A 25,149-nucleotide genomic window follows, 5' to 3' on the forward strand; every position below is an offset into this window, starting at 1 on the left:
CACTGAGGGCGTGCGCTGACCGAGGGGCCATCCTTCAGTGCATTGCCATCAAGTAGCCAGCACTTCATCGAGGTCATAGACCCCGGCAATTTCCCGCATGTCGTCGGGCATACCGCGTACTTCGAAGGCCTTGCCGGCCGCCTGGGCATCGCGGATAAACGCCAGCAGCAGCGACAGGCCGACGCTGGACGATTTCGCCACGGCCGAGCAATCCAGCACCATGTGCGGCTCGCGCGAGGCGTCGATCAATGCCTTGCCTTGCTTGCGCAAGGCCGGGCCGCTGCGATAGTCCAGCACGCCGGTCAAACGCAGTACGCCCGGCTCTGCCATGCTTACGCCAGCCTCACTCATTGCACTGCCTTCTCGGGCGACTTATCGGCGGTTTCCTTGGCCTTGGCCACTTCACCGGCCCAACCGTCGATGGTCTTGTCCAGGTTGTTGCCGTTGCGCTGCATGGCATCGGCGAACTGGTCGCGGAACAGTTTGCCGATGTTGATGCCGTTGACGATGACGTTACGCACCTTCCACTCGCCGGCAATGTTCTCCAGGGTGTACTGCACCGGGTACACGGCGCCGTTGTTGCCGGTCACCTTCATGCCGACGCTGGCACGCTTGCCGTCATCAGCCTTGGCCGGGTCAACGACGATGCCCTGGTTGTTGTATTCCAGCAGGGCGTTGCCATAGAACTGCATCAGGCTGCGCTTGAAGTTCTCCTGGAAGCGCTGCATCTGCTCAGGCGTGGCCTTGCGCGAATACTTCACGGTCATGATGCTGCGGGAAATGCCGTCAGCGTCCACCACCGGCCCGAGGATGCGGTTGAGCGCATCGTAGAAGGCGTTGGGGTTGGACTTGTACTGATCCTTGTTGGCCTTGAGGTCGCCAAGCAATTCGTTGGTCGTGCCTTGCACCACATCGTGAGGCGTCTGCGCCGCCACGGTCAGCAAAGGGAAGGCCGCCAGCAGGACCAGCAGGCCACGTCGCAGGATCGAAATCATGGAAACTCCTTAATTAGCCGGTTGCGCTTCTTTCGGTTCCTTGCCAACGGAGTTGAGCAGGAACTTGCCAATCAGATCTTCCAGCACCAGTGCCGACTGGGTGTCGTGGATGGTCGCGCCATCCTTGAGCACGTCGTCTTCGCCGCCCACGCTGATGCCGATGTACTTCTCGCCCAGCAACCCGGCGGTCAGGATCGAAGCAGTGGAATCGGTCGGCAGGTTGTCGACGGTCTTGTCCAGCTGCAACGTCACCCGACCGGTGTAGGAATCACGGTCCAGATCGATGGCGGTGACCTTGCCGATCGTCACACCGGCCATGGTCACTTTAGCTCTGACCGTCAAACCGGCGATATTGTCGAAGTACGCATAAACTTTATAGGTATCGCTGCTCGGGCTGGCCGACAGCCCGCTGACTCGCAGGGCCAGCAGCAGCAGCGCCAGGATCCCGGCCAGGAGGAACAGGCCGACACCGATTTCCAGGGTGCGGTTTTGCATCAGAAATCTCCAAACATCAAGGCGGTCAGAATAAAGTCCAGACCCAGGACAGCCAACGAGGCATAGACCACGGTCTTGGTGGTGGCACGGCTGATCCCTTCTGAGGTGGGCTCACAGTCGTACCCCTGGAATACGGCGATCCAGGTGGTGACGAAGGCGAACACCAGGCTCTTGATCAAGCCGTTCAGCACGTCGTCGGTGAAGGAAACGCTGTTCTGCATGTTGGCCCAGAACGAGCCCTCGTAAACGCCCAGCCAATCCACGGCGACCCACGACCCACCCCAGATGCCGACCACGCTGAAGATCAGCGCCAGCAGCGGCAGCGAGATGAAACCGGCCCACAGGCGTGGCGCAACGATGTACTTGAGCGGGTCGACGCCGATCATTTCCAGGCTCGACAGCTGCTCGGTGGACTTCATGTTGCCAATTTCGGCGGTCAGCGCAGAACCTGCGCGGCCGGCGAACAACAGTGCGGTCACCACCGGCCCGAGCTCACGCAACAGGGTCAGGGCCACCATCTGCCCGACCGCCTGTTCAGAGCCGTACTTGGTCAGGATGCTGTACCCCTGCAGCGCCAGCACCATGCCGATGAACACACCGGACACGACGATGATCGCCAGCGACAGCACGCCCACCGAGTACAGCTGCTTGGTCAGCAGCTGGAAGCCACCGCCAATACCGCCACGCCCGATCAGCGCATGGAACAGAAACAGACAGGAACGCCCGAGCACGGCCAGCACGTCGATCGCCGAGCGACCGAACAGGCGAACACGTTCGAGTAAGGATTTTCTGCGCATCAACGCGCCCCCAGCAGGTCGGCGCGGTAATCAGGCGCGGGAAAGTGGAAGGGTACCGGGCCATCCGGGTCGCCTTTCATGAACTGGCGAATACGCGGGTTGTCCGAGCCCATCAGCTCGTCGGGCGTGCCCTGCCCCAGCACCTGGCCATCCCCTACCACGTAGATGTAGTCGGCAATGCTGGCGGTTTCGGCCAGGTCGTGGGAAACCACGATGCTGGTGATGCCCAAGGCATCGTTGAGCAGGCGGATCAGGCGCACCAGTACCCCCATGGCGATCGGGTCCTGGCCGACGAACGGTTCGTCGTACATGAGGATCTGCGGGTCCAGAGCGATCGCACGCGCCAACGCCACCCGGCGCTTCATGCCACCGGACAGTTCGTCAGGCATCAGGTCGATGGCACCGCGCAGGCCGACAGCCTGCAGTTTCATCAACACGATGTCGCGAATCATCTCTTCCGACAGCTGGGTGTGCACGCGCAGCGGGAAGGCCACGTTCTCGAATACATCGAGGTCAGTGAACAGCGCGCCACTCTGGAACAGCACGCCCATCTGCTTGCGCGCGTCGAACAGGTCGCTGCGCGACAGCGTCGGCAGGTTCTGCCCGGCAACCCATACCTCGCCGCTGGACGGACGCAGTTGCGCACCCATCAGGCGTAGCAATGTGGTCTTGCCGCAACCCGATGGCCCCATGATGCCGGTGACCTTGCCGCGCGGGATGCGTATGTCGACATTGCTGAAAATGCTGCGCGAACCGCGCTTGAAGGTCACTCCCTTCAACTCGACCGCGTAGGCGCTATCCACACTCATCTAGACTCCTTGCTAGTGCAGCCTCGTCCTAGTGGACGCTTGCCCTCATCGTGAAGGCACACGTGCCCCTGACAGGCCGAATAGCGGCGAACTATAGCACCGCTGACAGGGCGGCCCCAAGGCCATGGAACGTGTCGTTCAGCACAACGACAGACTTCCATGGCATTTGCCGGGCAATCGAAAGGATGAGGCTTTCTTCCATTGCGGCTATAATCGCCGCCTTTTCATCAGGCATTGTTTGACGACATGAGCCAATCCAGTGAGCTGATCCAGTCCGCCCTGCGCACCTTGCGCCTCGAAGTCGAGGCCGTGGAAAGCCTGGCGCCGCGTATCGACGCCAACTTCGTCAAGGCCTGCGAGCTGATTCTGGCCAGCAAGGGCCGGGTTGTGGTGGTCGGCATGGGCAAGTCGGGGCATATCGGCAACAAGATCGCCGCCACCCTGGCCAGCACCGGTACGCCTGCGTTCTTCGTGCACCCGGCCGAAGCCAGCCATGGCGACATGGGCATGATCACCCGGGACGATGTCATCCTGGCCCTGTCCAATTCCGGCAGCACTGCAGAAATCATCACCTTGCTGCCGCTGATCAAGCGCCTCGGCATCCAACTGATCAGCCTGACCGGCAATGCCGATTCGCCCCTGGCCCAGGCCGCCGAGGTCAACCTCGACGCCCGCGTCACCCAGGAGGCCTGCCCGCTGAACCTGGCCCCCACCTCTTCGACCACCGCAGCGCTGGTGTTGGGCGACGCCCTGGCCATCGCCCTGCTCGAAGCCCGTGGTTTCACTGCCGAAGACTTCGCCTTTTCGCACCCCGGTGGCGCCCTCGGCCGCCGCCTGCTGCTCAAGGTCGAGAACGTGATGCACGCAGGCGCCGAACTGCCCCAGGTGGCACGCGGCACCCTGCTCAAGGATGCGCTACTGGAAATGTCACGCAAAGGCCTGGGCATGACCGTGATCCTCGAACCGGACGGCAAACTGGCCGGGATCTTCACCGACGGCGACCTGCGCCGCAGCCTGGACCGCAATATCGACATGCACACCACCTTGATCGACCAGGTGATGACCGTGCATGGCAAGACCGCCCGCGCCGAAATGCTGGCCGCCGAGGCGCTGAAAATCATGGAAGACCACAAGATCAACGCGCTGGTGGTGGTCGACCAGGACGACCGCCCGACCGGCGCCCTGAACATGCACGACCTGTTGCGCGCCGGAGTAATGTAAATGACCCAGGATTTGATTCAACGTGGCCAGGCCATCAAGCTTGCCGTGTTCGACGTTGACGGCGTGCTCACCGACGGCCGCCTGTACTTCCTCGAAGACGGCAGCGAGTTCAAGACCTTCAACACCCTCGACGGCCAGGGCATCAAGATGCTCATGGCATCGGGCGTGACCACGGCAATTATCAGTGGGCGCAAAACCCCGGTGGTCGAGCGCCGTGCGAAAAACCTCGGCATCCCGCACCTGTACCAGGGCCGCGAGGACAAATTGGTGGTACTCGACGGCTTGCTCGCCGAACTCGGCCTAAGCTATGAACAAGTCGCCTACCTGGGCGACGACCTGCCCGACCTGCCGGTGATCCGCCGGGTCGGCCTGGGCATGGCGGTGGCCAACGCCGCCCCCTTCGTTCGCCAACATGCGCACGGGGTGACCCAGGCCCGCGGCGGTGAAGGCGCGGCGCGTGAATTTTGTGAACTGATCATGCAGGCCCAGGGCACCCTGGACGCTGCCAACGCACATTACCTTTAAGGCTGCTCATGTTCAGCAAGAAAGCCCGCAATATTGTGCTGCTCTTGGCCATCGGCGCCCTGCTGGCGGCGATCGGCTACTGGAATGTCAGCCCCGAGAGCTTCCTCGACCAGCCCACGGCCCAGGTCGACGAGAGCGCCATCGACTACTACGCGATCAATGCCCACAGCGTGCAGTTCCTGCCCGACGGCAAGTTGCAGTACGAAATGACCGCCGACAAGGTCGAACACCTGACGGCCACCGAGGTCACACTGGTGACCACGCCAGACCTGCACATGTACCGCGGCACCGAGTACCCGTGGCACGTGCAAAGCGTCCGTGCCGAGGTCAACCCGGACGGCACCGAGGTCGAGCTGATCGACCAGGTGCGCATTGCCCGCACCGACGAAAAGAAGCGTGAAACGATTATCACCAGCTCACGCATGACCGTATTCCCGCAGAAGCAATATGCGCAGACCGAGCAAGCCGTTAGAATCGACGGCGCCGGTGGCACGACCACGGGCAAAGGAATGAAAGCGTATTTGAAAGAAGGCAGGATGGACCTGCTCTCTAACGTAAGAGGACAGTATGAGGCTCGTTAAAACCCTCCCCCTTTTGCTCAGCCTGAGCGCAGCACTGGGAAGCGCGAGCGCCTTCGCACTGCCGACCGACCGTGACCAGCCTATCCGCATCCAGGCCGACAACGCGCACCTGGACGACAAGCAAGGCGTGGCCACCTACACCGGTGACGTCATCATCACCCAAGGTTCGATGATGATCAAAGGCAACACCGTGACCATGACCCGCGCCGCCAATGGCGACATCGACGTGGTCACCTCGGTGGGCAACCTGGCCTACTTCGAACAGCAGCAGAGCACCGCCAAGCCGGACAAGATGAAAGGCTGGGCCGTGACCATTCAGTACCAGGCGCAGAAAGACACGGTGATCCTCACCGACCGCGCCAAGGTCGAGAATGAAGGCAACACCACTGAAGGCGAGAAGATCGTCTACAACACCAAGACCCAGGTTGCGACCGCCGGTCGTGGTGGCAACGTGACTCAACCACGTCAGCGCATCGACATGGTGATCCAGCCGAAGAAGAAGGCCGAGTAAATGGCAACCCTCAAAGCCCAGCACCTGGCCAAGAGCTACAAGGGTCGGCAAGTCGTGCGCGACGTCAGCCTGTCGATCGACAGCGGCCAGATCGTCGGCCTGCTCGGCCCTAACGGCGCCGGCAAGACCACCTGCTTCTACATGATCGTCGGCCTGGTCCAGGCTGAGCAAGGGCGCGTGCTGATCGACAACCTCGATGTCAGCCACCAGCCCATGCACGGTCGCGCGCGTGCCGGTATCGGCTACCTGCCGCAGGAAGCTTCGATCTTCCGCAAGCTGTCGGTGGCCGACAACATCATGGCGATCCTCGAGACCCGCAAGGAGCTCGACCGCGACGGCCGCCGCAAGGAGCTGGAAAGCCTGCTGCAGGAGTTCCACATCAGCCACATCCGCGACAACCTCGGCATGAGCCTCTCGGGTGGCGAACGCCGCCGTGTCGAGATCGCACGCGCCCTGGCGACCGCCCCGAAGTTCATCCTGCTCGACGAACCCTTCGCGGGCGTCGACCCGATTTCCGTCGGTGACATCAAGCAGATCATCCACCACCTCAAGGCCAAGGGGATCGGCGTACTGATTACCGACCACAACGTGCGTGAGACCTTGGATATCTGCGAAACCGCCTATATCGTCAATGATGGCCGACTGATCGCCGAAGGCGACGCCGAGACCATCCTGGCCAACGAACTGGTCAAAGAGGTTTACCTGGGTCACGAGTTCCGGCTCTGACCCCGGGACGCACCTGGAGCACTGGCAAATCGACCCTGTCGGGGTTTAAGTTGTTACGGTGCTCTAGGCAAACGCTACAATTTAAGGCATAAAACTTGCTTGAATTTGGCGCTCCGGCGCCCTCGTGTAGTGGATGGCGCATGCGCGCCGGCGAACAAGGTATTAAGCCCCTGCCATGAAACCATCGCTCGTCCTAAAAATGGGCCAGCAACTGACGATGACTCCTCAGTTGCAACAGGCCATCCGCCTCCTCCAGCTCTCTACCCTGGACCTCCAACAGGAAATCCAGGAAGCGCTGGAATCGAACCCGATGCTCGAACGTCAGGAAGACGGCGAGGACTTCGACAACAGCGACCCGATGGCCGATAACGCCGAGAACAAACCGGCCGCCGAAGTCCAGGACAACAGCTTCCAGGAAAGCACCAACAGTGCCGAAAACCTGGAAGACGGCGAGTGGAGCGAGCGAATCCCCAACGAGCTGCCCGTCGATACCGCCTGGGAAGACATCTACCAGACCAGCGCCAGCAGCCTGCCGAGCAACGATGACGACGAGTGGGACTTCACCACCCGCACATCGGCCGGCGAAAGCCTGCAAAGCCACCTGCTGTGGCAGTTGAACCTGGCGCCGATGTCCGACACCGATCGCCTGATCGCCGTCACCCTGATCGACAGCATCAATGGCCAGGGCTACCTCGAAGACACCCTCGAAGAGATCTGCGCCGGTTTCGACCCCGAACTGGATATCGAGCTGGACGAGGTCGAAGCAGTCCTGCACCGTATTCAGCAGTTCGAGCCTGCCGGCATCGCCGCACGCAACCTGGGCGAATGCCTGCTGCTGCAACTGCGCCAGCTACCGGCCAGCACGCCGTGGATGGCCGAGGCCAAACGCCTGGTCACCGACTTCATCGACCTGCTGGGCAGCCGCGACTACAGCCAGCTGATGCGGCGCATGAAGATCAAGGAAGACGAGCTGCGCCAGGTCATCGAGCTGGTGCAAAGCCTCAACCCGCGCCCTGGCTCGCAGATCGAATCGAGCGAGCCCGAGTACGTCGTGCCCGACGTCATCGTGCGCAAGGACAGCGACCGCTGGCTGGTGGAGCTGAACCAGGAAGCCATCCCGCGCCTGCGCGTCAACCCGCAGTACGCAGGCTTTGTCCGCCGCGCCGACACCAGCGCCGACAACACCTTCATGCGCAATCAGCTGCAAGAAGCGCGCTGGTTCATCAAGAGCCTGCAAAGCCGCAACGAAACCCTGATGAAAGTAGCCACGCAGATCGTCGAGCATCAGCGCGGCTTCCTCGACCATGGCGACGAAGCGATGAAGCCGTTGGTCCTGCATGACATCGCCGAAGCCGTCGGCATGCACGAGTCGACCATTTCGCGGGTTACCACGCAAAAATACATGCACACGCCCCGCGGCATCTACGAACTGAAATACTTTTTCTCAAGCCACGTCAGCACCGCTGAAGGCGGAGAATGCTCGTCCACAGCGATCCGCGCGATCATCAAGAAACTGGTTGCGGCGGAAAATCAGAAAAAGCCATTGAGTGACAGCAAGATCGCTGGTTTACTGGAGGCACAAGGCATCCAGGTAGCCCGTCGCACCGTCGCCAAGTACCGCGAGTCTCTCGGCATCGCACCGTCGAGCGAGCGCAAGCGACTGATGTAGCACCTGGTATGTGCCACAGCGTTTTTGGGGCAGGTGCAAGACTTGCCTCTTTATGCACGGGCAATAAAGGAGAAGCTGTATGCAAGTCAATATCAGTGGACAGCATGTAGAAGTCACCCAGCCGCTGCGCGATTATGTGCTTGAAAAGCTCGCCCGCGTGGAAAGTCACTTCGACAAGATCACTAACGTGCAGGTCATCATGAAGGTCGAGAAGCTGCAGCAGAAGGTCGAAGCGACCCTGCAGATTCCGGGCGGTGAAGTGGTAGCCAACGCGGAACACGAAGACATGTATGCAGCGATCGACGCCTTGGCCGACAAGCTCGACCGCCAACTGAAAAAACACAAGGAAAAACAGCAAAGCCTGCTGCAAGGTGCAGCTGCCCGCTGATCCCCCTCATCCATGATCCGACTTGAAACCATCCTGACCCCCGGCCGTTCCCTCGTGAACGTGCCGGGCGGCAGTAAGAAGCGCGCCCTCGAAAAGGTCGCCACCGTCATCGCCGAACAAGTGCCAGAGCTGGAGATGCAAGACGTCTTCGAAAAACTGGTCGCCCGTGAAAAACTCGGTTCGACCGGGTTCGGCAACGGCATCGCCATCCCCCACTGCCGACTCGAAGGATGCACCGCCCCGGTCAGCGCACTGCTGCACCTGGAGGCGCCGATCGACTACGACGCCATCGATGGCGCACCCGTGGACCTGCTGTTCGTCCTGCTGGTGCCCGAAGCTGCCACCGATGCGCACCTGGAACTGCTGCGCCAGATCGCCAGCATGCTCGATCGCAAAGAGGTCCGTGATCGTCTGCGTGCCGCCAGCAGTAACGAGGCCCTGTACCAGGTTGTCCTGGACGTACAGAACGAGCACTGAACATGCACCTGATCATCGTCAGCGGCCGGTCCGGCTCCGGCAAGAGCACCGCCCTCGATGTCCTGGAAGACAACGGTTTCTATTGCATCGACAACCTTCCCGCCGGGCTGCTGCCGCAGCTTGCGGAAGATGCCTTGATCAATACCGAGTTGCTGCAGCCCAAGGTCGCCGTGTCGATTGACGCGCGCAACCTGCCCAGTCACCTGACGCGTTTCCCCGAGCTGCTCGAAGAGGCCCGTGCCCGGCATATCAAGTGTGATGTGCTGTACCTGGATGCCGACGAAGACACCCTGCTCAAGCGCTTTTCGGAGACCCGTCGGCGTCACCCGCTGACCAATGCCGACCGTTCCCTGGCAGAAGCGATACGCGTGGAAAGCGACATGCTGGGGCCGATCGCCGACCTTGCCGACCTCAAGATCGACACCACCAGCCTCAACCTTTACCAGTTGCGCGACTCGATCAAGCTGCGCCTGCTCAACCAGCCAGAGCCTGGCACCGCGTTCCTGGTCGAATCCTTTGGCTTCAAACGTGGTATGCCGGTCGATGCCGACCTGGTGTTCGACGTGCGCTGCTTGCCCAACCCCTACTGGAAGCCCGAACTGCGTGAGCATTCTGGTCTCGAACAACCGGTAATCGACTACCTCGCCGCACAGCCGGACGTCGAAGAGATGTTCAACGACATTTCCAGCTACCTGCTTAAATGGCTGCCCCGCTTCGCCGCCAGCAACCGAGCCTATGTCACCATCGCCATTGGCTGCACCGGTGGCCATCACCGGTCGGTATACCTGACCGAACGCCTCGGCACGTTGCTGCAGCAATCCCTGAAAAACGTCCAGGTCCGCCACCGCGACCTCTAGCCTACAGGATCCACCCCACGATGCCCGCCCGCGAAATCACCATCATCAACAAGCTGGGCCTGCATGCCCGGGCGGCGGCCAAGTTCGTCGGCGTGGCCGGGCGCTTTCCCTGCCAGGTCAAGGTAGGCCGCGCGCCAGACAAGCTGGTGGACGGCAAGAGCATCATGGCGGTGATGATGCTCGCGGCAGGCAAAGGCACCCAAGTGCACTTGCTGACCGAAGGCGAACAGGACAACGACGCGCTGGACGCACTGGTCGAGTTGATCAACAACTACTTCGACGAAGGCGAGTAGGGAACGCTGGGCTTGTCACAACACCTTCAGCGCCTGTGAGATCGAGCGCCGCCCGCGCGGCGCTTCGCAGCACAAGGCTGCTCCTACATCTGTTTCGGGCCAGTAACGCCTGTGCCAGCGCGATACCGTCTTGTTTTCACAACACGATATCGTGCCATATGCCAAGGGGCGTGCGCCTATGACGCTGGGGTAATTGGCCCGAAACAAATGTAGGAGCAGCCTTGTGCTGCGAAGCGCCGCGCGGGCGGCGCTCGGCCTTACAGGCCCAGAGAATCTCCCGCCGAACGGTCGCAAGCACGACACAATCATCATGGCGCAATCAATTCAAGACATCGCCGTGTCCATCACCATCATCAGGCAAAAACCGATACACAACCCCAAACTGGCCAGGCGGTGATGCCCATTGCTGCGCGACTCGGGGATGATCTCCTGGGTCACTACCAGCAGCATCGCCCCCGCGGCACACGCCAGGCCCAACGGCAACAGCAACTCTGCCACATTTACCAGCCAGGCACAGATAACCGCTGCCACCGGTTCGACCAGGCCTGAAGCGGCACCAATCAAGAATGCCTTGAAACGCGGCATGCCCGCCCCCGCCAGCACCAGCGCAATCACCAGCCCTTCCGGCACATCCTGCAAAGCGATGCCCATTGCCAGGCTGTCGGCATCGGCCATGCCACCGCCCGCAGACACGCCAATGGCCATGCCTTCAGGAATGTTGTGGGCGATGATGGCGATCACGAACAACCAGATTCGCGCGGCGATCACCGGCTGGTTGTCCGTGCCGACCAAGGCTTCTGGCGAGGCACCGGAGACCTTGAGGTCGACCAGGAACAGGCACAAGGCGCCAAACATCAGGCCAAAGCTGATCAAGCCGCCCGCGCCCCAAGGGCTGAAGCCGATGCCTTGCGCCGCCTCCAGCCCCGGGATGATCAGGGAAAACGCGGTGGCCGCCAGCATCACTCCCGCACCGAAGCCCAGCAGTGTGTCGGCCAGGGCCACCGGCATGTTACGAATCACCAACACCGGTACCGCGCCCAGCGCTGTCCCCAACGCACACAATGCGCCCCCTTCGAGGGCACGCAGCATGCGCGGCTCCAGGCCCAGCCAGGCAATGCCCTGCGCCAGCAGCAATGCTGTGCCCGCCAGCAACAGCAAGGTTCCTATCGCCAGACGAAACAGACGCACGCTGCTGACGGACAACACCTGTGAACGCATACCGGATCGACTCACTTCAAGGCTTCGAGATAACGACGTTCCACTTCCGCCCAGTCGACGACGTTGTAGAAGGCACCGATGTATTCAGGGCGACGGTTCTGGTATTTCAGGTAGTAGGCGTGCTCCCACACGTCCAACCCGAGAATCGGCGTGTTGCCGTGCATCAGCGGGCTGTCCTGGTTACCGCTGCTTTCGACCACCAGCGTGTTGCCCGGGGTGACGCTGAGCCAGGCCCAGCCACTGCCAAAGCGGGTCAGCGCTGCTTTGGTGAAGGCGTCCTTGAACGCGTCGAACCCACCCAGCTCGGCCTCGATGGCCTTGGCCACCTGACCGTGTGGCTGGCCGCCGCCGTGTGGCGCCATCACCGTCCAGAACAGCGTGTGGTTGGCGTGGCCGCCGCCTTGGTTGATCACGGCGCCCTGCAGCTTTTCTGGCAGTTGCTTGACCGCGCTTACCAGCTGCTCCACCGGCCATTCGGCCCACTCGGTGCCTTCGATGGCAGCGTTGAGGTTGTTGATGTAGGTCTGGTGGTGCTTGCTGTGGTGAATTTCCATGGTCTGGGCATCGATGTGCGGCTCCAGCGCATCGTAGGCATAAGGCAACGCAGGCAAGGTATGTGGCATATCAATGGATTCCGTAAGCGTGGGTTCTGGGTGTCACGCCTGTTTGCGCGGCCAGCTCGCTGGCGGCGGGGGCGTGACGGTTGAGCAGGCGCTCGGTGCGCGGGTACTGTCCGTACTCGGCAATGAAACTCAGCAATTCGGTGTAGGTGCGTGAACTGTGGCGCAGCGCTGCATCCCGCAGCGCCTGGGGCAAGCGCGCTTCCTGGCTGGCCTGGAGCAGGCGCTGGTGTGCAGAGCACAGGTAGTCGGCGCTCTCGTGCGGCTGGTTCAGGCGCAGGTGCAGGTCAGCCAGGTTGTGGTGAGCGATGACGAACACCGCCACCGCTTCGTCGACGTCATGCCAGCGCTCGAACAGCACCTGGGCCAAGGCCAAGGCTTGCAGGTAGTGTTCCCGGGCATCGACCCATTCACCTTGCTCGAACAGGCGGTTGGCGGTTTCAGTGGTGCGTTTCCAGTGCTGCATGACGTTTCTCCTGAGCGCGATGGCTCGTACGCTCGGCGGTGACGCTGAGTCAGATACCGCCGGCCGTGAGTTTTTCCGGGTCCAGCAGGGCCTCGAGTTGGTCACGCGACAAGTCGGTGTGCTCCAGCGCCACGTCGATGATCGGGCGGCCCTGCTTGTAGGCGGTCTTGGCGATTTCGGCGGCCTTGAGGTAGCCGATGATCGGGTTCAGCGCAGTGACCAGGATCGGGTTGCGCGCCAGCGCCTCCTTGAGCTTGCTTTCATTGACCTTGAAGGTGGCGATGGCCTTGTCGGCCAGCAGGCGGCTGACGTTGGCCATCAGCTCGATGCTCTCCAGCAGGTTGCGGGCGATCACCGGCAACATGACGTTCAGCTCGAAGTTGCCCGACTGCCCGGCGATGGCGATGGTCGCGTCATTGCCGATCACCTGCGCGGCGACCATGGCGGTGGCTTCCGGGATCACCGGGTTGACCTTGCCCGGCATGATCGACGAGCCCGGCTGCAAGCCTTGCAGCTCGATCTCGCCAAGGCCGGCCAAGGGGCCGGAGTTCATCCAGCGCAGGTCGTTGGCGATTTTCATCAGTGCCACGGCGGTGGTCTTGAGCTGGCCGGAAAGGGCCACCGCCGTGTCTTGCGAGCCGATCAGCGCAAACAGGTTTTGCCCGGGGGTGAACTCGACCTGGGTCAGGGCACTCAACTGACGCGCGAAGCCGGCAGCGAACTGTGGATGGGCGTTGATGCCGGTCCCGACGGCGGTACCGCCCTGGGCCAGCGCCTGCAAGCTCGGCAGGGTCGCCTCAATGTGCGCCAGCGCGCCGTTGATTTGCGCCGCCCAGCCGTCGAGCACCTGGCTCATGCGCACGGGCATGGCGTCCATCAGGTGAGTGCGGCCGGTTTTTACAAAGGCGTGCACCTGCACCGACTTGGCCTCGATCACCTGCACCAGGTGCCGCAACGCCGGCAGTAGCTGCTCGTGCAGCGCCAAGGCGGCACTGACATGGATGGTGGTCGGGATGATGTCGTTGCTGCTCTGGCCGCAGTTAACATGGTCGTTGGCATTGACCGCATCACCGAGCACCCGGCTGGCCAGGGTGGCGATCACTTCGTTGGCGTTCATGTTCGAACTGGTGCCGGAACCTGTCTGGAACACGTCCACCGGGAAATGCTGGATAAAATCTTCCGCAAGCAGTTGCTCGACCGCCTTGACGATGGCCTGGCCTTGGTCGGCGGTCACTTGCTCCAGCTCGATGTTGGCCTTGGCCGCTGCCGCCTTGGCCAGCAGCAATGCGCGAATGAACTGGGCCGGCATGCGCTGGCCGCTGATCGGGAAGTTGTCGACCGCGCGCTGTGTCTGGGCGCCATACAGGGCCTCGGCAGGCACCTGCAGCTCACCCATGCTGTCACGCTCGATACGGGTATTACTCATCGTCTAATCCTTGCATCAGTTCATCGGGAGAAATCGAAGGCAGCAGCACGCAGTTGGCCAATTGCAGGGCGTAGGGCTGCCAGCGCTGGTTCTGTTCGCGGCGGTCGAGGTTGCGCAGGTCCAGCAACGGGCGCCAGGCCTGGTCCAGGCACAGGCAGCGCCAATGCCACGGCAGCATGCGGTCGCAGGCGGTATCCAGCAGCAGGCGGAAGGAGGTCAACGCCACCGTCCAGGACGAGGTTTCGGTGCAGCACACCAGGTAACGGCCTTCGGCCAGGTAGTGCTCGATAAGGCGCGGCTCATCGGGCTCGAGCGCGCAGCGAATGCGCCGGCTGAGCCAGCGCCAGTTTTCCAAATAGGGCAATTCGTGAAGGACGGATTTCATGAACACCATCGCCAAGCAACTGGGTAATGATATTCATTATTAAGTGATAAATAGAATCACTTCAAGTGCGGATCGACTAAAGCCGTGAGGTAGGACGCATAAAAAAACCCGGCACCAAGGCCGGGTTCTCTAAATCAGTCTGAAACAGGTTGGGCTGTACCGGCCTCTTCGCGGGTAAACCCGCTCCCACAGTACCCTGAAGCCAGTCGGTGATCCTGTGGGAGCGGGTTTACCCGCGAAGCGGCCAGAGCAGGTTACCTATCAGCTCCCTGCAACCGTCATTCGCTCGATCAGCACGGAGCCCGTATGGATATTGCTGCGTGTCTCTAGATCGTTACCGATCGCGACAATTTGCTGGAACATATCCTTCATGTTCCCGGCGATGGTCACTTCCTGCACCGCGTGCTGAATCTCGCCGTTCTCGACCCAGAAACCCGCAGCCCCACGCGAATAATCGCCGGTCACCATGTTCAGGCCATGCCCCATCAGCTCGGTCACCAGCAAGCCACGCCCCATGCGGCGGATCAGGGCAGCCTGGTCTTCGACGCCATGGGTTACGTACAAGTTGTGAACACCACCGGAGTTGGCCGTGCTCGGCAGCCCGAGCTTGCGACCGGAATAGGTGCCCAGCAGGTACGACACCAACTCACCTTTGTCGACGAACGGTTTGGCGTAGGTCGCCAAGCCATCGCCATCGAACGCGGCACTGCCCAAGGCCCGAGGAATATGCGGGCGCTCATCGAGGGTCAGCCAGCTTGGGAACAGGCGCTGGCCAAGGGTGCCTTCAAGGAACGACGACTTGCGGTACAGGTTGCCGCCGGAAATCGCCGAGAGGAAGCTGCCGAACAGGCCGCCGGCCAGCTCTGCCGAGAACAGCACCGGCACTTCGCAGGTTGGTACCGGGCGCGCGCCGAGGCGGCTGGCCGCACGCTGGGCCGCGCGCTGGCCGATGCTGCGCGGGTCAGCCAGCAAGGTGCCTTGGCGGTTCACGTCATACCAGTAGTCGCGCTGCATCTGCCCGTCGCCCTCGGCGATCATCACACAGCTCAGGCTGTGCCGGGTCGACGCATAACCACCGATGAAACCGTGGCTGTTGCCGTACACCCGGCACCCTTGATGGGTGTTGAGGGTGGTGCCATCGGCGTTGAGAATGCGGGCATCGGCGTCGAACGCCGCAGCCTCGCAGGCCAAGGCCATCTCGATCGCCTTCTCGGGTTCGATATCCCAGTCGTGATAAAGGTCCAGGTCCGGGATTTCGCGCGCCATCAACGCGGCATCGGCCAGCCCCGAGCATTCGTCTTCGGAGGTGTGCTTGGCGATGGCCAAGGCTGCGGCAACGGTCTCGCGGATCGCGTCTGGGCCACTCGCGGAGGTGCTGGCCGAGCCTTTGCGCTGGCCGACATAGAGGGTGATGCCAAAGCCCTGGTCACGGTTGAACTCGACCGTTTCGACCTCACGCTGGCGCACCGTGGTGGACAGGCCCTGCTCCAGCGACACCGCTACTTCGCAGGCACTGGCACCCTGGCGACGCGCTTCGGCGATGATCGCTTCGACCTGTTCCTGCAACGCTGGCAGGTCTTTCGGACCTACGCTCTGGACTGCACTCATGGTTCTCTCCACTCAAATTCTGCGTTCGGCGAGGGTCATTCTACGACCGGGCCGGACAAGCGGCCCCCGACTGGTTATCATGGCGGCGATTTCTAGCGGACTGCCACCATGGTTGATTCAAACGACGCCTACGACGGCGAAAAAAGCAAAACCCAGATCAAGCGCGAACTGCATGAACTGGTTGAACTCGGCGAGCGCCTCACTACGCTCAAGGCCGACACCCTGGCACGCCTGCCGTTGACCGACGAGCTACGCAAAGCGTTGGCCGAGGCCAGCAAGCACACAGCTCACGGAGCCCGCAAACGGCACATGTCGTTCGTCGGCAAGCTGATGCGCGTCCAGGACCTGGATGCCATCCATGCCTTGCTCGAACAGATGGACAGCTCGACCCGCCAGTACAACGAGCGCTTCCACGGCCTGGAGCGCTGGCGCGACCGGCTCATCGACGGTAATGACGAAGACCTCGAGCGCTTCGTCAACGAATACCCGGACACCGATCGCCAGCAACTGCGCTCGCTGATCCGCCATGCCCAGCACGAAAAAGCGCGGAACAAACCGCCTGCTGCTGCGCGCAAAGTGTTCAAGTACATCCGCGACCTCGACGAGCTGCAGCGCGGCTTGCGTTGATGCCGTAGGGCCGCTTTGCGGCCCATTCGCAGCGCAAGGCTGCTCCTACAGGTGCATGCGATACCTGTAGGAGCAGCCTTGCGCTGCAAAAGGACCGCAAAGCGGTCCCCAACGCCATCACGCACCAGTACCGCCAACTGTGATCGCATCCAGCTTCAGCGTCGGCTGCCCTACCCCTACCGGCACCGATTGCCCATCCTTGCCGCAGGTCCCGACACCACTGTCCAGGGCCAGGTCATTGCCGACCATCGACACGCGGCTCATCGCCTCCGGTCCGTTACCAATCAGCGTTGCCCCTTTGACCGGCGCAGTAATCTTGCCGTCCTCGATCAAGTACGCCTCACTGGTTGAGAACACGAACTTGCCGCTGGTGATATCCACCTGGCCACCACCAAGGTTGGCGCAGTAGATGCCTTTTTTCACCGAGGCGATGATTTCTTGCGGGTCGCTCTCGCCGGCACGCATGTAGGTGTTGGTCATGCGTGGCATCGGCAGATGCGCGTAGGACTCGCGACGGCCGTTGCCGGTCACGGCCATGCCCATCAGGCGGGCGTTCAGCTTGTCCTGCATGTAGCCTTTGAGCACACCGTTTTCGATCAGCGTGGTGCACTCGGTCGGGGTGCCTTCGTCATCCACGCTCAGTGAGCCACGGCGGCCTTCAAGGGTGCCGTCGTCGACGATGGTGCACAGCTTCGACGCCACCTGCTCACCGATGCGGCCACTGAACGCCGAGCTGCCCTTGCGGTTGAAGTCGCCTTCCAGGCCATGGCCCACCGCTTCATGCAACAACACGCCCGACCAACCCGAGCCCAGCACCACCGGCAAGGTGCCCGCCGGCGCAGGAATCGCCTCCAGGTTCACCAGCGCTTGGCGCAAGGCCTCACGGGCATAGCCCATGACCTTCTCTTCGGTGAAGAACCGGTAGTCGGTACGCCCGCCACCGCCCTGGCCACCGCGCTCGCGGCGGCCATTCTGTTCGACGATGACACTGACGTTGAAACGCACCAGCGGGCGCACGTCGGCGGCCAGGCTGCCATCAGCCGCGGCGATGAGAATGCGCTCCCAGACCCCGGCCATGCTCACGCTGACCTGCTGGATACGCGGGTCCAGCGCACGGGTCGCCGCGTCGACACGCTTGAGCAGGTCGACCTTTTCGGCGCGCGTCAGCACATCCAGCGGGTTGTCCGGGGCATACAGGGCGGTCACATCCTGGCTACGGAACGCCTGCACCGTGCCATTCTGCCCAGCGCGGGAAATCGAACGCGCGGCGCGGGCCGCCGAGGTCAAGGCTTCCAGGTTGATAGCATTGCTGTAGGCGAAGCCGGTCTTTTCACCGGATTGGGCACGTACGCCCACGCCCTGATCCAGGTTGAAGCTGCCCTCTTTGACGATGCCGTCCTCGAGCGCCCAGGTTTCTGAGATCTGGCCCTGGAAATACAAGTCGGCGGCATCGATGCCCGGGCCGGCCAACTCACCCAGCACAGCCTGCAGGCTGTCCAGGGTCAATCCGCCTGGGGCCAGGAGCTGCTCGCTGACGGTGGATAACATCTGGCTCATAGTCACTCCGAGGTGTGCGCAGGCCGCAAGGCGTCCTGCGAGAAAAAGCGCCGGTGCGATACCACCGGCATGCGCGCCCGAATGGACGCTTGTTCGTCAATGTCGCGCTCAGCGAGCAATACCGCTTCGCCCTGCGCCTGCTGCGCAACGATCCGCCCCCAAGGGTCGATGATCGCTGCATGGCCATGGGTTTCCCGTGGCCCTGGATGGGTGCCGCCCTGCGCTGCGGCCAACAGATAGCACTGGGTCTCGATGGCACGCGCGCGAATCAGCACATCCCAGTGCGCCGCCCCCGTCACCGCCGTGAAGGCGGCAGGTGCGGTGATCAGTTCTGCCCCGGCTGCGCGCAATGCGCTGTACAACTCGGGGAAGCGCAGGTCATAGCATACGCTCAAGCCCAGGCGCCCAACCGGGGTATCGGCCACCACCACCTGTGCGCCATGGGCATAATCGTCAGACTCGCGATAACGGCCGCGGTTGTCGGCGACGTCCACGTCGAACAGGTGCAACTTGTCATAGCGCGCGGCCACTTCACCGTGTTCATCGATCAACAACGAGCAGGCATGGGCCTTGGCATCAGGTTGGCCGACCGGTGGCAACGGCAACGTGCCGGCAACAATCCATAACTTGAGGTCGCGCGCCGTGCGTTTCAACCAGGGCAGGATCGGCCCTTCCCCCAAGGCTTCGGCACGCCCGATCGCCGCAGCATCCTTGCGCCCCATTGCAGCGAAGTTCTCTGGCAGCACGGCCAGGCGTGCGCCACCGAGCACGGCCTGCTCAAGCAGGGCGCCGGCCCGCTGCAGGTTGGCCAGCACGTCGTCCTGGCTGACCATCTGGATCACCGCTGCCTTCATGAATACTCCTGGCGCTATTTCTCGAAAGGTTTCACAAATGTGATTCTAGGCTCTTTCCACGGCCCCTCGACGCGGTAATGCACGCTGGCAAAGCGTGAGACCCGGTCGCCGATCAACCGATCCACAAGGAACAGCGCGCCCCCGACCGCTGGAGCACCGACGATCAAAGCGGCCAGCGGCAGGTTGTTGGTGACCGGCAGGGTCACTTGCAGGTTGGCATCCACACGGTCACGGACCATGTCCAGGGTGCCCTCGAGCTCGAAATTGCTCGAAGGGCCGGTCACCGTAATCGGTTCACGGGTCACGTACACGCCATTACTGGCCACCAGCAGGCCTTTGACCCGGTCATAGGCCAGGCCTTTTTCGAACAGGTCGGAGAAGTCCAGGCGCAGGCGACGGCCGATGGAGTTGAAATTGAGCAGGCCGAACACGCGCAAGGCCTGGGCACTGCCTTCGACTTCGACAAACTGGCCGGTACGCAACGCCGCGTCCATGCTCCCGGAGAAGCGGTTCAGGCCCACCCAGGCAGGCGAACCGGGCCAACGGCCATCGACATCCAGGCGGAAATCGCGGCTGGTTACGGTAGGCGCGAACCCCCACGCCTTGAGCACATCGGCCAGGTTCTTGCCATCCAGGCGCCCTTTGTACCAGCTGCTGGTGCTGCCCGGCTGGCCTTCCCAGCCACCGCCGCCGTCGATGCGCAGGCCTTTGAAGTCCAGGTCGATATCGTCTGCCGACACGCCGCGCGCGGTTGGGCGCAGCTTGATCGAGGCGCTGCCGAACAGGTCGTCGCCGCGGTAGAGCTTGTCGATGCTCAGGTCCAGCGCAGGTACCTTGCGCGGGTCGAACGAGGCCAACGGGTCAGGCCCTTCCTCGGCCTGGGCCTGGGCCGGGTCGGCCGCCGGCAGGCGCAAGGTCTGCAAGCGAATCGACATGGGCGCGCCCTTGGCATCCGGCACGCGTGCGTTGCCGATGACTTCCTTGCTGTCCAGCCGCAGGTCCCACGCAGGGCCACCTCGGGCCAGGCGTACCACCGCCTGGTTGAGGTCCATGCCGAAGGCCTTCAGTTGGCCAATGCTCAGGTCGACGCTTTGCAGGATCTGCCGCGCACTGCCACCGGGGTCATCACCGCCCAGGCTGGCCACCTTGGCCTGCCAGGGGGCCAGGTCGAGTGTTTCCAGGCGCCCACGTACGCGCAAGCCCTGGCCGGCCGGTACTTGCGCCTGCCCCGTGCCCAGCAGCAATTCGCCGCGGCCCTGGGCCAGCTTGTCGGAAGGCGCGGCATAGGCGAAGCGCGCGAGGTCGGCATAACCGGCGTCAATGCGCCGCTCCGAGCCTTGCAGGTTCATGCTGAAACGGCTGTCGCGGGTGTCCGCAGCGGCCTTGCCAAAGGGCGCAGGCAAGTCGATGGCAAGGCCCTTGAGTGAGGAATTGACGCTAAGGCTGTTGTCCCGGCTGCCCAGGTTGAGCTGCAACTGGTACGGCAAGTCGCCCGAGGCCGGCAAGGCCTGGTTGAATTGCAGCCACTCGGTCAGCGCCTTCAGCGCGACCTGGCCATTGGCGTTGATGCGAGTCTGCATCTGCCCTGGCGCGCCCTCGGCAACGATCTGCGCGGTGACCGGCTTGCCGAACGCCTGCAAGCTGATGTTCTTGCCACTGAGCCCTTTGTCCAAATCGAAGCTGAAATCGCCCTTCAGGCGGTTCAACTCCAGGGTAGGCGGGGCCACCTTGAGGCGGGCATCAGCGGTGGCGAAGTCCACCTGAACCTTGGGCCGTTCCCCATGGGCCAGAGGGATATCGAGCTTGACCTTGCCCTTGAGCGGGCCCTCGCCTTCCCAGCCGGCGAAGATCTCGCCCGTGCCGATCGGCGCCTCTTTGAGAATTTTCAGGCCGTCGTCCAGGCCGCCGTCGAAATCACCATCAAGGTAAAGATGGCTGTGCTGGTCACCCTCGACGTGGGGGATGTCGACACTGACGTCACTGACCTTGGTGTCGAGCAACAGGCCATGGTGAGCCTTGATGCGCACACCGCTGTCCTCGATCAGCACATCACCGTCCACCTGTTGCACCTGTGGCCAGCCGGGCTGGAAGTCCAACACCGCGTCGCGCACCTTGAAGAACAGGCTGATACTGCGCGCCTCTGGCGCGGCGCCATGGTTCAGCGAGCCCTGGTACTGGAAGTAGCCCTCGTCCACGGTGCCTTTGACGATCGCACTGCGCAGCCATTCGTCGAGGGCCGGGCTCAGCACTTCGGGCAGGTACTTGGCCGTGTAGCGGCCATCGCCCTCGGTCAAGCCGACGCGCAGGTCCATGTAGTCTTCGCGGCCCTCTTCGAACAGCAGGCGAATGAGGAAGTCACCGGCGATCTTGCCCTCCTCGCCCAGTACCTTCAGGTAGGGCGCGACGAGGGTGAAGCCTTCTTTGTCGAGGGCCCAGGTCAGGCGCGCATTGGCCTGCTGGTAATGCCAGGGTTTGGCGAAGATCGGGTACAGGTGCAGCATGAACGCATCAGTATCCAGCCGCAGCTCGCCGTGGCCCAGGTCACCACTGACGCTGCCGCTGACATTGCCGGCCGCCGGGGCACCGTGGTAAGCGTTGAAACCAACCTTCTCCAGGTTGGCGGCAAACTGCAGGCGCTGGTCGCCTTCGGCTTTGGGCCGCGCCTCCAGGCGCACGTTGCGCAGCGCGCCGGTGACGTTCAGGCCATCGACCACGGCCATGAGGTTGTCCGGCAGCGGTGCCAGGGCATCGATCAACGGGGTCAGGGGGGTGAGGTCGAGGCGATCGGCCTGCACTTGCCAGCGCTCATCAGCGGGGGCCTGCCCTGGGCGCTGACGTAATTGAAGGTGGGATTCCCAACGGTTCTTGCCGATATTCATGGCCAGGGAATCGACCATCACATCAAAACCTTGCGCGTTGCGCTGGAACCACGCAGACAGCGCCAGATTCTCCAAGGTCGCGGCTTTGCGCTCGGCATAAGCGCCTTGTAGCTGGGGCGCATTGAGCCGGACCACGGCTTGCTGCAACTGGCCTTTGCCCCAGTCGACCCAGAACTCGCCACCCGCGCGCAATGCGCTGGCGTGCCACTTGCCCAGCAGGCTCGGCGGCAACCAGCGTGCCCAGTCGCTTTGCGGCAGGCTCAGGTAGGCGGCAACCTGGCCATCGCGCCAGGCCTCGGCCGACGCGCGGCTGCGCAGGTTCAGCGCCAGGGGCTGGCCGTCAGGCAGCGTGGCGCGCAGGTCGAGGGCCTGGCGCGAGGCACCGGCCTGCAAGCCCACGCTCACGTAGGTCAAGGTCAGGGGGTCGCGCTGCCAGGGATGCAGGGTTACCTGGCTGTCGAACACATCGATGCGCCCCAGTTGGCGCAGGCGCTGCAGCAACTCGGCGGGGTCGAGCGGGGCATCATCCTTCTTCGGCAGCCCTTCGAGGTTCCAGGCGCCTTGCGCGTCTTCGCGCAGGATCAGTTGCAAGCCACCCAGTTGGATACGTGCCAGGCGTACCTCACGGGAGGTCAGGCTGGCCCAGAGGTCTGGCACCAGCTTGACCTCGTCCAGGCGCAACGCGCCAGCACCTTCGCCCAATTGCAGGTCGCGAACGCGCAGTACAGGCGCAAGCCCGCTCCAGCGGCCCTCCAGGGCACCAACGTGCACCGGCAAGCCCAACGCTTGCTCGGCCTTGTGCTCGACATCGGCACGGTATTCGGCCACCAGCGGCACCAGTTGCCGGCCAACGCTAACGTACAGCGCCACCAACACCGCCAGCAGCGCGCAAATGCCCAGCCCCCAGCGGGTCGAGGCGACAAGAACGCGGTTCAGACGTCCCATGGCCATGGCCCTCCAGGTCGTTTATCCATGATGGCCCTAAGTGCCGGTTTTGCCAGCCCGGCCATCCTGTGGCGCGTTTCGCGAAACCTCAGAGCAGCACCACATCGTATTGTTCCTGCGAGTACATCGACTCGACCTGGAAGCGGATAGTTCGGCCGATGAAGGTTTCAAGCTCCGCAACGTTGCCGGACTCCTCGTCCAGCAGCCGGTCGACCACCTTCTGATTGGCCAGCACGCGGTAGCCCTCGGCCTGATAGGCACGTGCCTCGCGCAGGATTTCACGGAAGATTTCGTAGCAGATGGTCTCGGGGGTTTTCAGCTTGCCGCGCCCCTGGCACGCCAGGCACGGTTCGCACAGCACCTGCTCGAGGCTCTCGCGGGTGCGCTTGCGGGTCATCTGCACCAGGCCCAGTTCGGTAATGCCAATGATGTTGGTCTTGGCGTGATCACGCTCGAGCTGTTTTTCCAGGGTGCGCAGCACCTGGCGCTGATGCTCTTCATCTTCCATGTCGATGAAGTCGATGATGATGATGCCGCCGATATTGCGCAGGCGCAGTTGCCGGGCAATGGCGGTGGCAGCTTCTAAGTTGGTCTTGAAGATGGTCTCTTCGAGGTTGCGATGGCCGACAAAGGCACCGGTGTTGACGTCGATGGTGGTCATCGCTTCAGCCGGGTCGACCACCAGGTAGCCACCGGATTTGAGCGGCACCTTGCGCTCCAGGGCGCGCTGAATCTCGTCTTCGACGCCGTACAGGTCAAAGATCGGCCGTTCGCCAGGGTAATGCTCGAGGCGATCGGCGATTTCGGGCATCAGTTCGCCGACGAACTGCGTGGTTTTCTGGAACGTTTCGCGCGAATCGATGCGGATTTTCTCGATCTTCGGGTTGACCAGGTCGCGCAGGGTACGCAGGGCCAGGCCGAGGTCTTCGTAGATTACCGTGGGTGCGCCGCAGCTCTGGATCTGGCTGCCGATCTGTTCCCACAGGCGGCGCAGGTAGCGGATGTCCTGGAGGATTTCTTCCGCGCGCGCGCCTTCGGCGGCAGTGCGCAAGATGAAACCCCCGGCATCCTTGATGTTCTCGCTGTCCATGCAGCTGCTGACTACCTGCTTGAGGCGATCACGCTCAGCTTCGTCTTCGATCTTCAGGGAAATACCGACATGGCTGCTGCGCGGCATGTACACCAGGTAACGCGAAGGGATCGACAACTGCGTGGTCAGGCGTGCGCCCTTGGTGCCGATCGGGTCTTTGGTCACCTGTACCACCAGGGCCTGGCCTTCATGCACCAGCGCGGTAATGTTCTCTACCGCCGAGCCTTCGCGCTGGGAGATCTCCGAGGCGTGGATGAACGCCGCCCGCTCCAGGCCGATGTCGACGAAGGCCGCCTGCATGCCGGGCAGCACGCGCACCACCTTGCCCTTGTAGATATTGCCGACGATGCCGCGGCGCAGGGTGCGCTCGACGTGCACTTCCTGCAGCACCCCGTTTTCCACCACCGCCACACGTGACTCCATCGGGGTGATGTTGATCAGGATCTCTTCACTCATGGCAGGCTCTCGTCAAAGGTCTTGGATAATGATGGATCGCGTACGCGGTACTGGCTACCGCGGGTTTGTTACCTCTGAAGAAAGCGCGGGCACTTGCCAGCAGGCAATGCCGAACTGGGCCAGCAAATCGGCAGTCTCGCTCAACGGCAAGCCGACCACGGCGGAGTAGCTGCCCGTCAGGGCGGTGACGAATACCGCCGCCAGCCCCTGGATGGCATAGCCACCGGCTTTGTCGGCAGGCTCGCCGCTGGCCCAATAACGGGCGGCTTCATCGGCGCTGATGGTACGAAAACGGACGTTGCTGGTGACGCACAGGCTTTGCCTGCGCTGGCCATCGCTCAGGGCGACAGCCGTCAGCACCTGATGCTCGCGGCCAGACAGGTCGGCCAGCATGGCCAGGGCATGTTCACGGTTTTCGGGTTTACCGAGAATACGGCCTTCGAGGACCACCGCCGTATCTGCGCCCAGGACGACAGCCGGGCCCTGGAGGCAGGCCAGGCCAGCCTCTGCCTTGGCCCGGGCAAGGCGCTCGACATAGGCTGCGGCGCCTTCGTCGGCGAGCGGGGTTTCATCGATGGGGGCGCTGACCGTGGTGAACGGTACGCCGATCTGGGTCAGCAATTCACGACGACGTGGCGAGCCAGAGGCCAGGTAAAGCGGGTTCATGTAGACAT

General features: G+C 62.7%; 27 protein-coding genes. 11 read left to right on the top strand and 16 right to left on the bottom strand.

The features are described from left to right. Positions 1-48: 48 nt before the first annotated feature. Genes AC5PZ0_RS16645 through AC5PZ0_RS16665 form a run of 5 tightly spaced genes read right to left on the bottom strand, consistent with a single transcriptional unit; the run spans position 49 to position 3,096 of the window. On the bottom strand, positions 49-351 hold the full coding sequence (locus tag AC5PZ0_RS16645; protein WP_027595615.1) for an STAS domain-containing protein: 303 nt from the start codon (positions 349-351) through the stop codon (positions 49-51). After that, a complete protein-coding gene (locus AC5PZ0_RS16650; RefSeq protein ID WP_186675639.1) occupies positions 348-995 on the bottom strand; it encodes an MlaC/ttg2D family ABC transporter substrate-binding protein in 648 nt (215 codons plus the stop codon). The genes AC5PZ0_RS16645 and AC5PZ0_RS16650 overlap by 4 nt, the downstream gene beginning before the upstream one ends. A gap of 9 nt (positions 996-1,004) precedes the next feature. Beyond that, positions 1,005-1,490 carry an outer membrane lipid asymmetry maintenance protein MlaD gene (mlaD, locus tag AC5PZ0_RS16655; RefSeq protein ID WP_027595613.1) on the bottom strand — a complete coding sequence of 162 codons (486 nt, stop codon included), beginning with the start codon at positions 1,488-1,490 and terminating at the stop codon, positions 1,005-1,007. Continuing rightward, the gene (mlaE, locus tag AC5PZ0_RS16660) at positions 1,490-2,287 is read right to left on the bottom strand and encodes a lipid asymmetry maintenance ABC transporter permease subunit MlaE (protein ID WP_027595612.1); all 798 of its coding nucleotides are present in this window, start codon (positions 2,285-2,287) and stop codon (positions 1,490-1,492) included. Before mlaE ends, mlaD begins: the two co-directional genes overlap by 1 nt. Continuing rightward, positions 2,287-3,096 (bottom strand): ATP-binding cassette domain-containing protein, encoded by an 810-nt coding sequence (locus tag AC5PZ0_RS16665; protein WP_016501329.1) that lies wholly within the window; start codon positions 3,094-3,096, stop codon positions 2,287-2,289. Before AC5PZ0_RS16665 ends, mlaE begins: the two co-directional genes overlap by 1 nt. Positions 3,097-3,342: 246 nt before the next feature. Between AC5PZ0_RS16665 and AC5PZ0_RS16670 the strand changes: the two genes are divergently transcribed. From AC5PZ0_RS16670 to AC5PZ0_RS16715, 10 genes are all read left to right on the top strand, one after another. Next, on the top strand, positions 3,343-4,317 hold the full coding sequence (locus tag AC5PZ0_RS16670) for a KpsF/GutQ family sugar-phosphate isomerase (RefSeq protein WP_027595611.1): 975 nt from the start codon (positions 3,343-3,345) through the stop codon (positions 4,315-4,317). Beyond that, entirely contained in the window at positions 4,318-4,842 is a 525-nt protein-coding gene (locus tag AC5PZ0_RS16675; protein ID WP_027595610.1) for a KdsC family phosphatase, read from the top strand. Positions 4,843-4,850: 8 nt separating this feature from the next. Then, on the top strand, positions 4,851-5,423 hold the full coding sequence (gene lptC, locus AC5PZ0_RS16680; protein WP_493855353.1) for an LPS export ABC transporter periplasmic protein LptC: 573 nt from the start codon (positions 4,851-4,853) through the stop codon (positions 5,421-5,423). Beyond that, positions 5,410-5,934 (top strand): lipopolysaccharide transport periplasmic protein LptA, encoded by a 525-nt coding sequence (gene lptA / locus AC5PZ0_RS16685; protein ID WP_027595608.1) that lies wholly within the window; start codon positions 5,410-5,412, stop codon positions 5,932-5,934. Before lptC ends, lptA begins: the two co-directional genes overlap by 14 nt. After that, positions 5,935-6,660, top strand: coding sequence for an LPS export ABC transporter ATP-binding protein (gene lptB, locus AC5PZ0_RS16690; RefSeq protein WP_027595607.1), 726 nt, complete (start codon positions 5,935-5,937; stop codon positions 6,658-6,660). Positions 6,661-6,835: 175 nt separating this feature from the next. Continuing rightward, entirely contained in the window at positions 6,836-8,329 is a 1,494-nt protein-coding gene (locus AC5PZ0_RS16695) for an RNA polymerase factor sigma-54 (protein WP_027595606.1), read from the top strand. Between the two features lie 79 nt (positions 8,330-8,408). Continuing rightward, complete coding sequence (hpf, locus tag AC5PZ0_RS16700) at positions 8,409-8,717, top strand: ribosome hibernation-promoting factor, HPF/YfiA family (protein ID WP_003255135.1); 309 nt, start codon at positions 8,409-8,411, stop codon at positions 8,715-8,717. A gap of 12 nt (positions 8,718-8,729) precedes the next feature. Beyond that, positions 8,730-9,194: a PTS IIA-like nitrogen regulatory protein PtsN gene (ptsN, locus tag AC5PZ0_RS16705; RefSeq protein WP_027595605.1), complete on the top strand. Its 465-nt coding sequence runs from the start codon at positions 8,730-8,732 to the stop codon at positions 9,192-9,194. 2 nt (positions 9,195-9,196) lie between these two features. Further along, entirely contained in the window at positions 9,197-10,051 is an 855-nt protein-coding gene (gene rapZ / locus AC5PZ0_RS16710) for an RNase adapter RapZ (protein WP_027595604.1), read from the top strand. 20 nt (positions 10,052-10,071) lie between these two features. Then, entirely contained in the window at positions 10,072-10,344 is a 273-nt protein-coding gene (locus AC5PZ0_RS16715) for an HPr family phosphocarrier protein (protein ID WP_027595603.1), read from the top strand. 324 nt (positions 10,345-10,668) lie between these two features. Here AC5PZ0_RS16715 and AC5PZ0_RS16720 read toward each other — a convergent pair whose 3' ends face one another. From AC5PZ0_RS16720 to pmbA, 6 genes are all read right to left on the bottom strand, one after another. Beyond that, entirely contained in the window at positions 10,669-11,562 is an 894-nt protein-coding gene (locus AC5PZ0_RS16720; protein WP_027595602.1) for a ZIP family metal transporter, read from the bottom strand. Positions 11,563-11,573: 11 nt separating this feature from the next. Beyond that, positions 11,574-12,185 (bottom strand): superoxide dismutase, encoded by a 612-nt coding sequence (locus AC5PZ0_RS16725; protein ID WP_027595601.1) that lies wholly within the window; start codon positions 12,183-12,185, stop codon positions 11,574-11,576. Between the two features lies 1 nt (position 12,186). Continuing rightward, complete coding sequence (locus AC5PZ0_RS16730; RefSeq protein WP_027595600.1) at positions 12,187-12,648, bottom strand: DUF2753 family protein; 462 nt, start codon at positions 12,646-12,648, stop codon at positions 12,187-12,189. 49 nt (positions 12,649-12,697) lie between these two features. Beyond that, positions 12,698-14,074, bottom strand: coding sequence for a class II fumarate hydratase (locus AC5PZ0_RS16735; protein WP_099428394.1), 1,377 nt, complete (start codon positions 14,072-14,074; stop codon positions 12,698-12,700). Then, complete coding sequence (locus AC5PZ0_RS16740) at positions 14,067-14,468, bottom strand: hypothetical protein (RefSeq protein ID WP_027595598.1); 402 nt, start codon at positions 14,466-14,468, stop codon at positions 14,067-14,069. Before AC5PZ0_RS16740 ends, AC5PZ0_RS16735 begins: the two co-directional genes overlap by 8 nt. A gap of 252 nt (positions 14,469-14,720) precedes the next feature. After that, entirely contained in the window at positions 14,721-16,067 is a 1,347-nt protein-coding gene (pmbA, locus tag AC5PZ0_RS16745; RefSeq protein WP_027595597.1) for a metalloprotease PmbA, read from the bottom strand. A 108-nt stretch (positions 16,068-16,175) separates the two neighbouring features. On the opposite strand from pmbA, the gene yjgA reads away from it, so the two are divergent. Continuing rightward, positions 16,176-16,694 (top strand): ribosome biogenesis factor YjgA, encoded by a 519-nt coding sequence (gene yjgA / locus AC5PZ0_RS16750; protein WP_027595596.1) that lies wholly within the window; start codon positions 16,176-16,178, stop codon positions 16,692-16,694. Positions 16,695-16,811: 117 nt separating this feature from the next. On the opposite strand, the gene tldD is transcribed toward yjgA, so the two are convergent. The 5 genes from tldD to AC5PZ0_RS16775 form a co-directional block, all read right to left on the bottom strand. Beyond that, positions 16,812-18,251: a metalloprotease TldD gene (gene tldD / locus AC5PZ0_RS16755; protein WP_099452990.1), complete on the bottom strand. Its 1,440-nt coding sequence runs from the start codon at positions 18,249-18,251 to the stop codon at positions 16,812-16,814. Positions 18,252-18,253: 2 nt separating this feature from the next. Beyond that, complete coding sequence (locus AC5PZ0_RS16760; protein WP_493855354.1) at positions 18,254-19,105, bottom strand: carbon-nitrogen hydrolase family protein; 852 nt, start codon at positions 19,103-19,105, stop codon at positions 18,254-18,256. 14 nt (positions 19,106-19,119) lie between these two features. Next, on the bottom strand, positions 19,120-22,935 hold the full coding sequence (locus AC5PZ0_RS16765; protein ID WP_493855355.1) for a YhdP family protein: 3,816 nt from the start codon (positions 22,933-22,935) through the stop codon (positions 19,120-19,122). An 82-nt stretch (positions 22,936-23,017) separates the two neighbouring features. Further along, positions 23,018-24,475 carry a ribonuclease G gene (rng, locus tag AC5PZ0_RS16770; RefSeq protein ID WP_027595592.1) on the bottom strand — a complete coding sequence of 486 codons (1,458 nt, stop codon included), beginning with the start codon at positions 24,473-24,475 and terminating at the stop codon, positions 23,018-23,020. 54 nt (positions 24,476-24,529) lie between these two features. Beyond that, entirely contained in the window at positions 24,530-25,141 is a 612-nt protein-coding gene (locus AC5PZ0_RS16775) for a Maf family protein (protein ID WP_099428390.1), read from the bottom strand. Between the last annotated feature and the right edge of the window lie 8 nt (positions 25,142-25,149).

The sequence above is a fragment of the Pseudomonas sp. 5.2 genome (assembly GCF_059025405.1).

Coding starts and splice junctions, on each gene's coding strand:
- AC5PZ0_RS16645 (WP_027595615.1), bottom strand. CDS start 351: ATGAGTGAGGCTGGCGTAAGCATGGCAGAGCCGGGCGTACTGCGTTTG.
- AC5PZ0_RS16650 (WP_186675639.1), bottom strand. CDS start 995: ATGATTTCGATCCTGCGACGTGGCCTGCTGGTCCTGCTGGCGGCCTTC.
- mlaD (WP_027595613.1), bottom strand. CDS start 1,490: ATGCAAAACCGCACCCTGGAAATCGGTGTCGGCCTGTTCCTCCTGGCC.
- mlaE (WP_027595612.1), bottom strand. CDS start 2,287: ATGCGCAGAAAATCCTTACTCGAACGTGTTCGCCTGTTCGGTCGCTCG.
- AC5PZ0_RS16665 (WP_016501329.1), bottom strand. CDS start 3,096: ATGAGTGTGGATAGCGCCTACGCGGTCGAGTTGAAGGGAGTGACCTTC.
- AC5PZ0_RS16670 (WP_027595611.1), top strand. CDS start 3,343: ATGAGCCAATCCAGTGAGCTGATCCAGTCCGCCCTGCGCACCTTGCGC.
- AC5PZ0_RS16675 (WP_027595610.1), top strand. CDS start 4,318: ATGACCCAGGATTTGATTCAACGTGGCCAGGCCATCAAGCTTGCCGTG.
- lptC (WP_493855353.1), top strand. CDS start 4,851: ATGTTCAGCAAGAAAGCCCGCAATATTGTGCTGCTCTTGGCCATCGGC.
- lptA (WP_027595608.1), top strand. CDS start 5,410: ATGAGGCTCGTTAAAACCCTCCCCCTTTTGCTCAGCCTGAGCGCAGCA.
- lptB (WP_027595607.1), top strand. CDS start 5,935: ATGGCAACCCTCAAAGCCCAGCACCTGGCCAAGAGCTACAAGGGTCGG.
- AC5PZ0_RS16695 (WP_027595606.1), top strand. CDS start 6,836: ATGAAACCATCGCTCGTCCTAAAAATGGGCCAGCAACTGACGATGACT.
- hpf (WP_003255135.1), top strand. CDS start 8,409: ATGCAAGTCAATATCAGTGGACAGCATGTAGAAGTCACCCAGCCGCTG.
- ptsN (WP_027595605.1), top strand. CDS start 8,730: ATGATCCGACTTGAAACCATCCTGACCCCCGGCCGTTCCCTCGTGAAC.
- rapZ (WP_027595604.1), top strand. CDS start 9,197: ATGCACCTGATCATCGTCAGCGGCCGGTCCGGCTCCGGCAAGAGCACC.
- AC5PZ0_RS16715 (WP_027595603.1), top strand. CDS start 10,072: ATGCCCGCCCGCGAAATCACCATCATCAACAAGCTGGGCCTGCATGCC.
- AC5PZ0_RS16720 (WP_027595602.1), bottom strand. CDS start 11,562: ATGCGTTCACAGGTGTTGTCCGTCAGCAGCGTGCGTCTGTTTCGTCTG.
- AC5PZ0_RS16725 (WP_027595601.1), bottom strand. CDS start 12,185: ATGCCACATACCTTGCCTGCGTTGCCTTATGCCTACGATGCGCTGGAG.
- AC5PZ0_RS16730 (WP_027595600.1), bottom strand. CDS start 12,648: ATGCAGCACTGGAAACGCACCACTGAAACCGCCAACCGCCTGTTCGAG.
- AC5PZ0_RS16735 (WP_099428394.1), bottom strand. CDS start 14,074: ATGAGTAATACCCGTATCGAGCGTGACAGCATGGGTGAGCTGCAGGTG.
- AC5PZ0_RS16740 (WP_027595598.1), bottom strand. CDS start 14,468: ATGGTGTTCATGAAATCCGTCCTTCACGAATTGCCCTATTTGGAAAAC.
- pmbA (WP_027595597.1), bottom strand. CDS start 16,067: ATGAGTGCAGTCCAGAGCGTAGGTCCGAAAGACCTGCCAGCGTTGCAG.
- yjgA (WP_027595596.1), top strand. CDS start 16,176: ATGGTTGATTCAAACGACGCCTACGACGGCGAAAAAAGCAAAACCCAG.
- tldD (WP_099452990.1), bottom strand. CDS start 18,251: ATGAGCCAGATGTTATCCACCGTCAGCGAGCAGCTCCTGGCCCCAGGC.
- AC5PZ0_RS16760 (WP_493855354.1), bottom strand. CDS start 19,105: ATGAAGGCAGCGGTGATCCAGATGGTCAGCCAGGACGACGTGCTGGCC.
- AC5PZ0_RS16765 (WP_493855355.1), bottom strand. CDS start 22,935: ATGGCCATGGGACGTCTGAACCGCGTTCTTGTCGCCTCGACCCGCTGG.
- rng (WP_027595592.1), bottom strand. CDS start 24,475: ATGAGTGAAGAGATCCTGATCAACATCACCCCGATGGAGTCACGTGTG.
- AC5PZ0_RS16775 (WP_099428390.1), bottom strand. CDS start 25,141: ATGAACCCGCTTTACCTGGCCTCTGGCTCGCCACGTCGTCGTGAATTG.